Consider the following 14139-nt stretch of genomic DNA (forward strand, 5'->3'; position numbering starts at 1 on the left):
TAACATCTACCAACCTTCAGGTATAACCCTGGTTGCGCCCTTCATTACCTCACAATCGTCGGGGTAGCGGAACGGGGCGAAAGGATAGTCAATATCATTGCGCAAAATGGTTACCTGCCTGATGCTTACTCCGGATACATCAAAAAAGCCGATCACCTGCTCATTTTCATTGTTTACGCTGGTGATGTTCCCTTTTACTTCAGCCGGTGGCGGATCAAAAACAGTACCTGTGGCGAGCTTTTGCTGCTCCAGGATACGAAAGAAATTGTAGGCATCCTCGCTGATCGAATGCTGGTATAGCGTCAGTTTGTTCTTCACGCCCAAATATTTTTCAAAAGGCATGAAGAGCACATTCTGACGAAGTACCTTCTTTCCATTGGTCAAGCGGTCATCTATCACTTTGAGTTGTTCAAGGTTTTCTTCCAGAAAGCATTGCGTACAACATTCTTTTGGAGCGGGAAGCCCGGTGAACGGATGAATGTAATCCTGGGGCTGTGTTCTGACCTCGTACTGGGTAGCGAAAGACCATCGCAAAAAAGTCTTCTCTTCTGCCGGATCCTCGTAATCGACAAGTACATTATAGCCCGGAAGTAATTGCTGTTCGCGTTCTCCCGGAAAGGCAAATGTCTGCTCAGCAACTTCAAATTGAACAGAATCGATCGCGATTGGCTCTCTCATAACAACCGACTCCGATTGGTAGAGTTGGTCGCCTACCGTGACGTTGAGCGTATAAGTACGTCCTGGGACTCCCGTTGCCTTGCCAAAAGTGGAAGGATAATAATACCCTGCCTTATCATAAAAGAACTGGTACCACTCTCCTTCATTACTTGTAACAGTTACAATCGCCTTTTCTTCAAACTCATTGTAGGGGGAGGAATGTGGCTGAGAATAACTTAGCCGCACAAAGTTCAAACTGGCCTCATTTGTAAAGTACCCTTCTACTACTAGGTGCTTTCTTTGGGTGCTCAGGTCCGTATCCACTGGGTCGATACAACTGGTGAAAATTAGCAGGAGAAAAAATGGCAGCAACCTTCGTAGCATACGCATTAGAATTTAACATTAAAATTAATTGAAGGTATAGGAGCCCCGATCACAGCTAGTTTATACGCCCCCGGTGCTTCTCCATAGTGGTGCTGGTAGAGCATAGAGTAGGCATTCTTTCTGCCATACAGATTATAAATGGAGAAGCTACCACTGTACTCCGCCTTGCCCCTTTTGATTATTTCCCGATTCAAGGACACATCCAGGCGGTGATAGTCGGGCATTCGCTCCTGATTTCGGCCGGAATAATTGGCAAAGATCTGCCCCTGGTACCAATACCAGGAATCTGCTACAGTAACGGGTCTGCCGGTGGTATAAGTAAAGTTGGCCGTCACTTTCCATTTGGGCCAAAGATGATAATCGGCAAATATGTTCAGGTTGATCGGTTTGTCATAATTAGACGGATAAGCTTTCCCATCATTGATGGTTTCTGCTTCGGTTTTGCCGGCTATCGTTCTAAAAGACCTTGAGTACGTCAGGCTGACCCACCCAGTAAGTCGTCCTTGGTTCTTTTTCAGCATCCATTCAGAGCCGTAGGCCTCCCCATCTCCGAACAGTAAATCCGATTCGAGTGTGGGGTTGAGCAGGAGCGTTGCCCCGTCTTTGTAATCGATCTGGTTATAGAGCTTTTTATAATATACTTCCCAGCTGAAGTCATACCAACTCTCCGGATCCGAGTAGAAGTATCCCAAAGACACCTGATCTGCCACCTGAGGCTCTATGTGTTTGTTGGATAGTTTCCAGACATCCACCGGGGTGATGGCAGCCGTGTTTGAAATAAGCTGAATGTACTGCCTGGTTCTGCTATAGCCTGCTTTAAAAGAAGTATTGTCCGTTAGAGAATATTTGAAGGATGCCCGTGGCTCAAGCCCATAGTAGGTTTGCACCACCTTTCCTGTACCATAGGACAGCGTATCGACAATATTCACATCATTCTTAGGTTGGCCTTCTGCATACACGTAAGTATCTGATGGGCCTATTTTAGCAAACTGAGAGAAACGCAGTCCCACTGACATCGACAGCCTGTCGGTAAGCGTCATTTCATCATTCAGGTAGACGGATGTTTCATATCCTTTATCGCTTTCTAATTGGCGCGGGTTAAGGCTAGAACTGCCATATGGCACTAATTCTCCTGGGTCAATGGCGTATACAGATGCGTCAGCACCAAAGTCAAGCTGATGTTTAGCAAGACCGAAGTATCCAAAATCCAGCTTCAGCTGTGTCAGGTCTATACCTGAGTTAAGGGCAAATTCCTCCCCGACTGCTATACCTTCGACCTTATTTACATAGTTGCTCTTAACTACAGTAGCTATACCTGTAAAGTTGTTGTTGAAAAGATGACTCCACTTGAGCGTTCCCAGCGTGTTTTTCCACTGGTAAGTCGTATCGTTCGGGAATTTGAAGCCATCCGCACTATGGTAACCAGAGAAACTGACGGTGTTCTTTGCGTTCAGCTTATACTTAAATTTCAGGTTACCATCATAGAAATGACCGGAGCTGTTTTTTATATTCTTGTTGGGAAAAAGCTTCATGATGTAGCCCGGGAACGCCCCTCTAACAGCAACCAGAAACGTTAGCTTGTCAGACAGAGGCCCGTCCATACTGAATTTGCCCGAGATAGGAGACACGCCGATCTCATACTTCATTCTCTCCTCATTCCCATCCCGCAGGCTTACATCCAGAATAGAAGAAATTCTGCCTCCATACCTGGCAGATATACCGCTGCGATGCAGTTCATAGCTTTTAAGGATATCCGGATTGTAGACAGAGTAGAAGCCGAACAAATGGTTGGCGTTGAATAGCGGGGCGTCATCCATCAGCACAAGGTTCTGGTCGGCACTGCCACCCCGTACAAAAAAGCCCGATGTTCCTTCGCCCGCATTTACTACTCCAGGCAATGCTGAAACACTACGCAGCACATCAGCCTCTCCTAATAGCTTTGGCATGCGTGTGAGCATCTTCTGATCGATGAACGAGCTACCCATGTGTGTGTTATTCACATCTGTAACAGGTCTGCTGGTGATCTCAACCTCTTTTAATTTGAAGTTGGCCAGTGTGAGCGTAAACTCAACCTCTTTATCAGCGGCTATGGTAACTGACTCCCGGAAGGGCGCCATACCTATGTATTGACAGGCAATTTCGTAGTTACCCTTCTCTAATAGTAAGGAAAAGCGTCCCTGCTTATCAGTGAATACGCCTTTACCTCCTGGTGAAACTACTAAAAAAGCGCCTTCCAGTCTTTCTCCCCAGATTCCCTTCACTGTACCTGATAGTTTGTATTGCCTTGGATTTACAGCTTGAGCCCATACGTTTAATGTGAAGACCATCAGTAAGAGGGTAATTGCGACTGATTTCCGGGGCATATGGAGCGAAATATTGTTTAAATACTTTTTTAAATATACAAAGTTTGGACATTCAATTACTACTAGCGCTAAAAGCTTTTCAATAAATCAACCTGACACTGCCTTTGCTATAAATTCCTACAAAAAGAAAAGGTCTCCGGATTCCGGAGACCTTTGCCAATGAAGAAGACTACTACCTAGTTTTCTTAAAATTCAATTACTATTTTATTACTATCTAATATCCCAGAATAGCTTAGTTGAGCTCGCATCACCGCCAATTGCTGACGCAGCAGCGGCATTGTTTGCCGGGTTGAGCGTTTGCTCGTTAACTGGGTAGATCAATCTTGTAGGTACGGTCAGGCCTTCTACTGGAGGAAGAAGCGTTGGAGCATCTAATCTTCTCCAGGTTATCCATGCGTCGTATCCACGGTTATAAAGTGCGATCCACTCCTGTGTACCAATCTTCTGTCTCCAGTCGCCAGGAGCAGTCAGATAGTTTACGCTTGGCTGTAACAGGTATGCTGTAGCCTGAGCTGCTGTACCACCCCAATAGGTGATGGAAGCTGTAACAGCATTGTTGTAGTGCTCCATAGCAGTGCCACCTACATTGTAACCTCTTTCTACGGCTTCGGCAAGAAGGAATTCTACCTCAGCGTAATCAAGCAACAGTGCTTCGAACGTAGGGTCAGCAATCTTCGGACTAACAGTCGAGAAACTAGTAAAGGTGTTAGGGAAGCCATACTTACCACCTGCATACGCTCCATCAACCTGTGAGAAATAGAACTCTCTCCTTGGGTCATTACGCTGGTTCATAGCGTCAACCAGTGTGTTGGCAGCAACGTAGTCTTCACGAGTTGAAAGTGGACCTTTCACGTTAGAAGAGATCGGGTTGTTGTTCGGTGGTGCAGACAGGTATCCGAATGCTGCATTCTCAGCATTGCTTGATATTACGCCACCTGCTACTGCTGATTCTGCTAAGGCTTTTGCTCTTGCATTGTCAACATCAGCTACTACCATACCTAGCTTCAGTTTAAGAGAGTTACCAAACTTAAGCCAATTAGCCATGTTGCCACCGTAAAGAATGTCACCGCTTCCAGCAAATCCAGTTGTATTAGGATCAAGCTGTGCTACTGCTGTTTCAAGACGAGTTAGAATGTCCGCGTAAACAGTCTGTGCATCGTCGTATACAGGCAGTGCATTCTGAGAATTGAGCGCCTCAGAGTAGGGAATATCACCAAACGTGTTTACCAGTACAGACCAGGTATATACTTCCATGATCTCGATCTGAGCCAACTGGTTTTTCTTAACGCCTTCAGCAAGCGTCGCATCTTCGGTAACGATTCTTTTTGCTTCAACAAAATCGTTCAGCACATCACGGTACAGGGTTGTCCACATGTTCTGTGGAATCAAACGTGATGTCATGTTATAGCGTGGCTCATCCAGGTACTGCGTGGATGTCCAGTGCTGCACATAAAAACGATAGTTGTTTGTGTTAACGTTTGGTGTTGTCAGCACATCTGCTAAGTTTTTGGTTGCACCCGTGAACAGGGTAACCGCCGGAACTACTGTCGCTTGTTTCTGGTCGACATTATACTCTTCCAGATCATCTACGCATGATGCCATAAACACCAGCGAGAATAAGCATATGATAAGTTTCTTCATTTTCTGATATTTTAGAAATTTAATTTAACGTTGAAGCCATAAGTTCTAACAGCTGGGTAAGCACCAGACTGATATCCTCTACCAGCGTTACCTGAGCTCAGACCTTCTTCAGGGTCAGAGTACTCCATGTTCTTGTGGATGATCCACAGGTTACGACCGATCAACTGCAGATCAACGCCTTTTACGAAGCCCAGGTTCCCAATAACTGACTCAGGCAAAGCATAAGAAAGAGCAACTTCTCTCAGCTTCACGAAGCTACCATCGAACACATACATGGCGCGCGGAGCACCATTGTAGTTATCAGCTGCGTAACCGTAAGGAGTCATACCGTCACCATCTTGGTTCTCAGCATAGATGTCGTTTGGAGTACCATCTTCCTTAACACCTGGCAGCTTTACACCACCACCTTCTGCAGCTGGGTCACGAGTAGGATTACCCTTATCGTTCAAGCCAGCAGTGTGGGCATACAAACCGGTTGCTTCGCCATACCACTGGTCAAGAGAGAATACATCTCCACCCTTGCGAACATCGATCAGGAAGCCCAATGACACACCTTTGTACGTTAAGGTGTTGTTGAAACCGCCAGTCCAGTCTGGGTTTGGATTACCAATGATAAGGTCAGATCTTTCTGACAACAGGTAGTATCCGTTCTCTCCAACTGTTTTCTGACCATTCGTGTAAACGAAGTCGTTACCACGAATTACACCGTAAGGCTGGCCAATGGCAGCGTTCAGAGAAACACCACCCTGGAAAGAAGCAAGTGTCAGGTTCTCCACATCTTCGTACAGGCTGATAACTTTGTTTCTGTTGCGAGCGAAGTTGAAGTTCATGGTCCAGGTAAGGTCACCTGTCTGAACTGGCGTTACAAAAGCAGCAATCTCAAAACCTTTGTTTTCTACTTCACCAGCGTTAACGTAACGGTTTGTATAACCTGACGCAGCAGTCTGACTAACAGGCATGATCTGGTCAATCTGGTTTTCCTTGTACACAGTGAAGTCGAATCCGAACAGGTTGTTGAAGAACTCAGCTTCTATACCTGCTTCCATACTCTTCTTTCTTTCTGGCTTCAGGTTAGGGTTGTTCTTCGTGCTTGGAAGCGAGAAGATCGGAGTTGAGCCAAAACCGGTTGGCTTAAAATACACATCATAGATACTCAACGGAGGAGCGTCGTTACCTACTTCTGCGTAGTTAATTCTCGCCTTACCATGTGATAACCACGATGTTTCCATAAGGTTAGAGAATATTACGTTCACACCAGCAGCTGGGTAGAAGTAAGCGTTATCGCCTTTTGGAAGTGTAGTAGACCTATCCTGACGAGCAGAAAGCTCCATGTAGTAGGTGTCTCTAAAGCCAAAGTTTACGTTGGCGAAAATACCGTCTACACCTCTGCGCCAGTAAGTTTCAGACGGAGGATTTACCGGGCTTGCTGAGTTGGAGATAGAGTACAGCTTCGGAACAACCAGACCACCGTTTGTTGCTGTAAAGATAGATTCAGCACGGTCTCTGCGAAGGTTAGTACCTAACAAACCTGTAAAGCTCAACTCTTCAGAGATATCTTTGTTGAAGTTCAACATGAAGTCGAAGTTCGTCTCGTTGAAGTCTCTGTTATACCTGGAGTAGCTACTCAGGCCAGCACTACCAACTGCATCGCGCTCTTCCTGCATGTCACTGGTAGTGTTGAAAGCGGCTCTACCCATGGCGCTCATCCAATCAGTGATTTTGTAATTAACAGTTGCATAACCGTAGATGTTATCTCTGCTGTCATTCGCGTAGTTTTCGTACTGCGTCCAGTATGGGTTGTCAGAGTAAATAGGACCTGTGTTAGAGCTGTTCCAGTTCCAGGTAATGTTCTGGCGGTTTCTGAAGTAAGCGTCTTTCTGCTCTTTCAGATCCACGTTGGTTTGCCACCACTGGCGGAACTGCTGGTTAGGGTTAGTACCGCTATAACCAGTACCATATCTACCCATACCTACTGTACGCGTGTAGTTACCTGAAGCAGACACTGTCAGTCTTTCAGTAGCCTCGTAAGAAGCATTGAAGTTAAACATGTCTTTGTCTATTGTGGAGTTTGGCAAGTTACCTTTGATATCGTTACGGGTGTAACCAAGGTTGAAGGTTGTCTTGTCGCTACCACCACTCAGTACCACGCTCTGGTTAGAGTTAAGGCCTGTTTCATAGAAAGCAGTAGGATCGTTTGCAGCAGCTACCCAAGGTCTTGTTTTGCCAAAGTTTGGATGAAGCGGATCGATTGCATCCCACTGGTAAACCTGCAGGTTCGGATCGAATCTAGGACCGTACGAAGCGTCATCCTGGTATCTTACCACCGGTGCTACACCGCTGCCTAAATCTTTAGGAGCACGGAAGCCCTGGAAGTAACCACCACCATACTCTTTCTGGTATTTAACATAAGTGCTCTTATCGATGTTGCTCCAGGTAACACCGCTGTTCACAGCTATGTTAAGGCTATTTTTAGCACCTTTTTTGGTCGTGATCATGATCACGCCATTGGCTGCACGCGAACCGTAGAGTGCTGTTGCGGCTGCACCTTTCAGCACGTTCACAGACTCAATGTTATCAGGGTTCAAGTCGGCTGCAGCGTTACCAAAGTCAGCACCGCCACCACCAGTAGCCTGGCTAGAACCGTTGTTGTTGGCATTACTTACCGGCACACCGTCAATAACGAAAAGCGCTTGGTTGTTACCTGTAAGGGAAGAATAACCACGAATGATCACGTTAGTAGAGCCACCCATAGTGTTGTTGGTTCTGATGTCCAGACCAGCCACTTTACCTGAGAGGGAGTTTACTACGTTTTCATTTCTGGCACGGGTGATCTGGTCTCCGCTAACTTCCTGAGCTGAATAGGCCAGCTCGTTTCTGTTACGCTCGATACCGAGAGCGGTCACCACAACCTCACCCAACTGGCGGGTATCGGTTCCCATAGACACGTTTATGGTCGATTGGTTTCCGATTGGCCGTTCAACTGTCTGATAGCCGATGAAGCGAAATACAAGGGTGTTGCTGCCTTCCGGCACATTCACAGTAAAGGTACCGTCCGCCCCTGAGGCAGTACCCACTGATGTGCCTTTCACCAGGACTGTAACCCCTGGCAGCGGCTGATTGGTAGTAGCGTCTGTCACCGTACCGGTGATCGCCCTGACTTGAGCCATGGCCTCATGAATAAAGGCCGACACAAGCAGCAGGCATAGCATTAGAATTTTTTTCATTGCGCTGTTTGTTTAGGTAAGAATTAAATCAAAATAGTTAAGGTGTTATTTTATCACTTCGCTGGATAGCAGCGTCAGTTTGTTTGTTTTAAGTTAAATACTGAGCTAATGCTCGCTTTATTTGTTAATCACCTCCTTCATCTATGCTTCCCTTCACTTCCGAGATTGAATACTTTACAATAATGCCGACAAAAGCTTCTGATACAGGTTTATGTGCTTACTTATCTAAATTGCCGGAACCAACATATTCACGGGACAGAAGCACGACCCTAAACAGATAATTATCTTCAACAAAACTTGTATCAGATACCGAGAAAATTAAATTATATCAAATTATTTATCAAAATAAGGATATAGCTGTAGTTAGGACAGACAGTCTAAGCCTGCAAACTACAGTCAGATAGCCTTAAAATCAGGCTATGTAAATCGATAAATACTTAGGAGGCCGCTAGCTTTGCTGAAATGGGTAAGCGGCAATGGGGCAAAGATAACTCTGAGAATAGTAGAGGTCTTTTCATTGTTTTAAATTGTTTAAGGTGAGAGATGCTCAATTTTAAAGAATGTTTTCGGTTTTCACAAATATTTAATGCGTTTTTTGACCTCAAAAGCAAATCTTAAGAATTTTCACAGCGACTCATAGGTAGTTAATGTAAGCAGAATCCGAGCAAAGCAATAAAAACTCCTCCTTATACGGACTTGTATAGGAAAGGATAAATTTATTCAATACGATAACAAAAAAGTTAAATTTTTAAAACATAACGTGAACAAAATCAAGATTTTAGTCTCCCTTAGTGTCAGGTATAGCAACTTGATGAAACTGATCTATTTCTCGGTTTTTTAGTTGGCAGGCAATAAAACAGGGCTGTCTATGGATCGCAGCTAGCTTTCACTTTAAGGCTCCCGGGTATTTAATTACAATTCAACAGCTCATGATTTGAGACTTATCTGGTAGTAAAAGAAAAATGCCCCCGAACCCGGGGGCATTTTTCAATAGGTAAACTACTACTATATTAATCAGTCATGCTTTCGTCAATCAATTCACATCCCAGAACAGCTTGGTAGAGCTTTCGTCTCCTCCTATGGCCGATGCCGCTGCTTCGCGGTTGTTCGGGTTCAGCGTCTGCTCATTGACAGGGTAGATCAATCTGGTTGGCACGATCAATCCTTCTACCGGCGGTGTCAGGGTTGGTGCATCCAATCTTCTCCAGGTCAACCAAGCCTCATAACCGCGGTTAAAGAAAGCAATCCATGCCTGTTTACCTATCTTCTGCTTCCAGTCACCAGGCGCTGTGGCGTAGTTAACTCCAGGTTGGGCCAGATAAGCAGTTGCCTCGGCTTCTGTTCCTCCCCAGTACAGAATGGATGCCCTGATAGCTGCATTGTAATGTTCGGCGGCAGACCCGGCAATAAATCCCCTTTCTACAGCTTCAGCCAACAGAAACTCTACCTCGGCATAATCCAGCAGTACACCCGGAAAATCAAGGGCCGCTACTTTCTCACTTACGGTAGAGTTTTCTTCATAATTGTTCGCAAAGCCAACTCTGCCACCAATAAATTGTCCATTAACATCTGTAAAGTACTGCGGTCTCCTGGGGTCATTCAGCGAATTCATCACATCAACCAATGTACTGGCTGCTATAAAGTCTTCTCTTGCTGAAAGCGGACCTGTCACGTTATCAGAAATCGGGTTGTTGTTCGGAGTTGCAGCCGTGTAGGGGAATAAGGCATTGTCTGCATTGCTTGTGAACACATTGGGCGCAGCTTCTGCTACAAGCGTTCCGGCTTTGGCGGGGTCAACATCGGCTATCACCATGGCTAACCGCAGCTTCAGAGAATTACCGAACTTCACCCACTGCGTCATGTCCCCATTGTAAAGCACATCCCCTTCTTCAAACCCAGATTCTTCAATGTTGATTAGACCAAGTGCCATATCAAGGCGCTCCAGGATATCGTTGTAAATCGCCTGGTCGTCGTCGTATACCGGCTGCGTATTGGTCGGATCAAGCGCCTCTGTGTAAGGTATATCACCAAAAGTGGTCACCAGAATAGACCAAGCGTATACCTCCATGATCTCAATCTGAGCCAGCTGGTTGTTTTTAAGTACCGGATCAATCGTCTCATTGGCATTTAATAGCCTTTTGGCTTCTTTCAAGTCGGCCAGCACGTCCCGGTATAGCGCATTCCAAAAGTTTTGAGGAATCAAGCGGCCAGTCATGTTGTACCTGGGCTCCTCTACATATTGCGTTGTAGCCCAGTGCTGCACATACAACCTGATGTTGTTTGTGTTCACGTTCGGCGTGGTCAACACATCCGTCAGGCCCAACAGAGCATTGGTGAACAGCGTGGCGGGCGGGACATCGGTTGCCCGCTTCGTGTCAATATTATATTCATCCAGGTCGTCTACGCACGCTGCCATAAACACCAGCGAGAATAAGCATATGATTAATTTTTTCATCTCTCGTTAGTTTAGAAATTAAATCTGACGTTAAATCCGTAGTTTCTGAAGGCAGGGTATGCGCCAGACTGATACCCTCTGGATGCGTTGCCCGAACTCAAGCCTTCTTCCGGATCGGAGTAATCCATGTTCTTGTGGATAATCCACAGATTTCGGCCAATCAATTGTATATCGACCCCTTTGATAAAGCCAAGGTTTTCCATTAAGGTCTGTGGCAGGGCATAGGAAAGGGCAACTTCTCTCAGCTTCACGAAGCTGCCGTCGAACACGTACATGGCCCTCGGGGCCTCTATACCACCGGCAGCATATCCAAAGGGAGTCGCTCCATTACCGTCCGTATTCTCTGCATAGACGTCGTTCGGGGTTCCGTCCTCTTTCACGCCGGGCAGCAGTACACCACCGCCTTCAGCTACCGGAAGACGAGAAGGATTTCCCTTGTCGTTCAACCCGGCAGAATTCGGATACAGGCCCGTTGCCTCGCCATACCACTGGTCGAGCGAGAATATATCACCGCCATGGCGCACATCTACCAGGAAGCCGAGCGACACACCTTTAAAGGTCAGCGTGTTGTTAACCCCACCGGTCCAGTCCGGGTTCGGATCACCGATAATGTCAGACGCGTTGCCAGAGTTTATGTAGTAGCCATCGGAGTTCACGGTCTTTTGCCCATTTGTGTAGACAAAGTCAGTGCCTCTGATCACACCAAATGGTTGCCCAACGGCAGCGTTAAGTGACACACCGCCCTGGAAAGTGGCCAGCGGTATGTTCTGAACATCCTGGTACAGGCTCTTGACCTCACTTCGGTTTCGGGCGAAGTTGATGTTGATGTTCCATGAGAAATCACCTGTCTGAACTGGCGTTGCAAAAGCAGCCACCTCAAATCCTTTGTTTTCCACCTCACCGGCATTCACCCACTGTGCTGTGTAGCCTGTGGCGCCAGTAGTAGACACGTTGATGATTTGATCTACTGTGCTGGAACGATAGTAGGTGAAGTCAAATCCAAACAGGCTATTGAAGAAGTCTGCCTCAATACCAGCCTCAAAGCTTTTGGTTCTCTCAGGCTTCAGGTCCTCATTGTTTTTGGTATTCGGAATCGAGAAGAGAGGAATGGAGCCTAATCCTGTTGGCTGTGTGTACACATCGAATATACTGAATGCCGGAGCACTGTTGCCTACCTCAGCATAGTTTACCCGAAGCTTACCCCCTGACAGAAATGGTAGCTGGAGGAGGTTGGAGAATACCACGTTTCCAGCTATAGAAGGATAGAAGTAGGAGTTGTCTCCTTCTGGCAATGTTGTGGATTTATCCCGACGGGCAGAAAGCTCGAGGAAGTAGGTTTCTCTGAAGCCAATGTTTGCATTCGCAAAAATGCCGTCAACACCTATACGCTCAAAGTTTTCAATAGGCGCCGTGATGGGGTTTACTGAGTTTGACAGCGTGTATAACCTTGGCACGACAAGACCACCGTTGGTAGTCGCTCTAATATCTCTGAGCCGGTTTCTGCGCAGGTTGGTTCCAATTAAACCATTCAGGCTAATATCTTCTGTAAGATCTCTGTTGAAGTTTAAGAAGAGGTCATAGTTGGTTTCATTGAATTCCCTGTCATATCGCTCAAACTCACTCACATCGGCACTTCCTACGGCTACACGCTCTTCCTGCATATCTGTGGTTGTGTTATAAGTGACTCTGCCCATTAAGTTTAACCAGTCTGTAAACTTGTAGGTAGCAGTTACATAACCATAGAAGTTGTCTCTGGCGTCGTTAGAGTAGTTCTCGAATCTGGTCCAGTAGGGGTTATCAGAGTAGATAGGACCTGTGTTTGCCGCATTCCAGTTCCAGGTAATGTTCTGGCGGTTTCTGAAATAAGCCTCCTCCTGCTCTTCAATATCTACGTTGGTCTGCCACCATTGCCTGAACTGCTGGTTAGGGTTACGGCCCTGGTAGCCTGTGCCATACCTACCTACACCCACTGTGCGCGAGTAATTGGCAGAAGCACTAACCGATATCTTTTCAGTTGCCTCAAAAGAACCCGTAAAGTTAAACAGGTCTTTATCGAGCGTTGCATTGGGCAGGTTTCCTTTTATATCGTTTCGGGTATAACCTACATTGAAGGTAGTCTTATCGCCGCCGCCACTGATCATGATACTCTGGTTAGAGTTAACACCGGTCTCATAAAAATCACGGGGGTCGTTTTCAGCAGCTAACCAAGGCCTTGTCTGTCCAAAGTTCGGGTGAAGCGGATCAATAGCGTCCCATTGGTATACCTGTAGGTTCGGATCGAATCTTGGACCATAAGAAGCATCATCCTGAAAACGAACTACCGGCGCAACCCCACTGCCTAAGTCAGATGATGTACGGAACCCCTGGAAGTAGCCCGCCCCATACTCTTTCTGGTAGTCAACATAAGTGCTCCTGTCCATTGTGCTCCAGGTAACACCACTGTTAACTGTAATATTCAGGCTATTTTTTGCGCCTTTTTTGGTCGTGATCATGATAACGCCGTTGGCCGCGCGCGAACCATACAGCGCTGTTGCTGCTGCCCCCTTCAGTACGTTCACAGACTCAATGTTATCAGGGTTCAAGTCTGCAGCAGCGTTACCAAAGTCAGTACCCGTCCTGCCAGACTGCTGGTCAGCGGTATTGGTATTGGCATTACTTACCGGTACACCGTCAATAACGAACAGTGCCTGGTTATTGCCAGTAATGGATTTGTTACCGCGAATAATCACGTTAGTAGAGCCACCCATAGTATTGTTGGAACGAATATCAAGACCGGCCACTTTACCTGAGAGGGAGTTCACAAAGTCGGCAGGTCTTGTACGTGTTATCTGTTCACCACTCACCTGCTGGGCAGAATAAGCCAGCTCATTCTTGTTTCGTTCGATACCCAAAGCTGTTACCACTACCTCGCCCAGTTGTTCTGCGGCCAGAGGGAGTGCTACATTAATAGAAGTAGCGTCTCCAATGGGACGCTCAGTAGTACGATAACCGATAAACCGGAATTCTAAGGTAGTGCCGCCGTCTGGGACCGTTATAGAGTAGTTTCCATCGGCACCTGTGGCGGTACCAACGGTTGTTCCCTTCACCAGTACTGCTACCCCTGGTAAAGGCTGATTTGTGGAAGCGTCCGTTACATTGCCGGTAATGACCCTTCCCTGGGCCAGCACCTGTAGCTGCAATGCAAAGATCAGTAAGAAGCTTATTGCTAGAAGTTTTTTCATCGCTTTCTGGATTTAGTAAAAATCAGAGTATGGCTGGCTTATAGAATTATAGCCAATTATCCAGCGCCAGGATAGCGTCTGTTCAGAAGAAGGTAGATGTTGGTTCCCGGTGCCGCTAGGCAGCCGTTCAGTTGTAGGCGTAATATACCGGTGCCAGAGTGGCATCCGTAAAGTGGAGATATTTTAATGATTGC

Annotated in this window: 6 protein-coding genes; all 6 read right to left on the reverse strand. The window is 46.5% G+C overall.

Going from position 1 to position 14139, the window contains the following annotated elements; all coding sequences use genetic code 11:
* Positions 1-6 precede the first annotated feature (6 nt).
* Positions 7-1041 (reverse strand): DUF4249 domain-containing protein, encoded by a 1035-nt coding sequence (locus L1278_RS18255; RefSeq protein ID WP_253406457.1) that lies wholly within the window; start codon positions 1039-1041, stop codon positions 7-9.
* A gap of 5 nt (positions 1042-1046) precedes the next feature.
* Positions 1047-3368 (reverse strand): TonB-dependent receptor domain-containing protein, encoded by a 2322-nt coding sequence (locus L1278_RS18260; protein ID WP_253406458.1) that lies wholly within the window; start codon positions 3366-3368, stop codon positions 1047-1049.
* Between the two features lie 246 nt (positions 3369-3614).
* Positions 3615-5045 (reverse strand): SusD/RagB family nutrient-binding outer membrane lipoprotein, encoded by a 1431-nt coding sequence (locus L1278_RS18265; RefSeq protein WP_253406459.1) that lies wholly within the window; start codon positions 5043-5045, stop codon positions 3615-3617.
* Between the two features lie 11 nt (positions 5046-5056).
* The gene (locus L1278_RS18270; RefSeq protein WP_253406460.1) at positions 5057-8269 is read right to left on the reverse strand and encodes a SusC/RagA family TonB-linked outer membrane protein; all 3213 of its coding nucleotides are present in this window, start codon (positions 8267-8269) and stop codon (positions 5057-5059) included.
* A gap of 1033 nt (positions 8270-9302) precedes the next feature.
* Positions 9303-10724 (reverse strand): SusD/RagB family nutrient-binding outer membrane lipoprotein, encoded by a 1422-nt coding sequence (locus tag L1278_RS18275; protein WP_253406461.1) that lies wholly within the window; start codon positions 10722-10724, stop codon positions 9303-9305.
* Between the two features lie 11 nt (positions 10725-10735).
* On the reverse strand, positions 10736-13945 hold the full coding sequence (locus L1278_RS18280) for a SusC/RagA family TonB-linked outer membrane protein (RefSeq protein ID WP_253406462.1): 3210 nt from the start codon (positions 13943-13945) through the stop codon (positions 10736-10738).
* Positions 13946-14139 lie beyond the last annotated feature (194 nt).

Source organism: Pontibacter sp. HSC-36F09 (genome assembly GCF_024171605.1).
Lineage (GTDB): Bacteria > Bacteroidota > Bacteroidia > Cytophagales > Hymenobacteraceae > Pontibacter.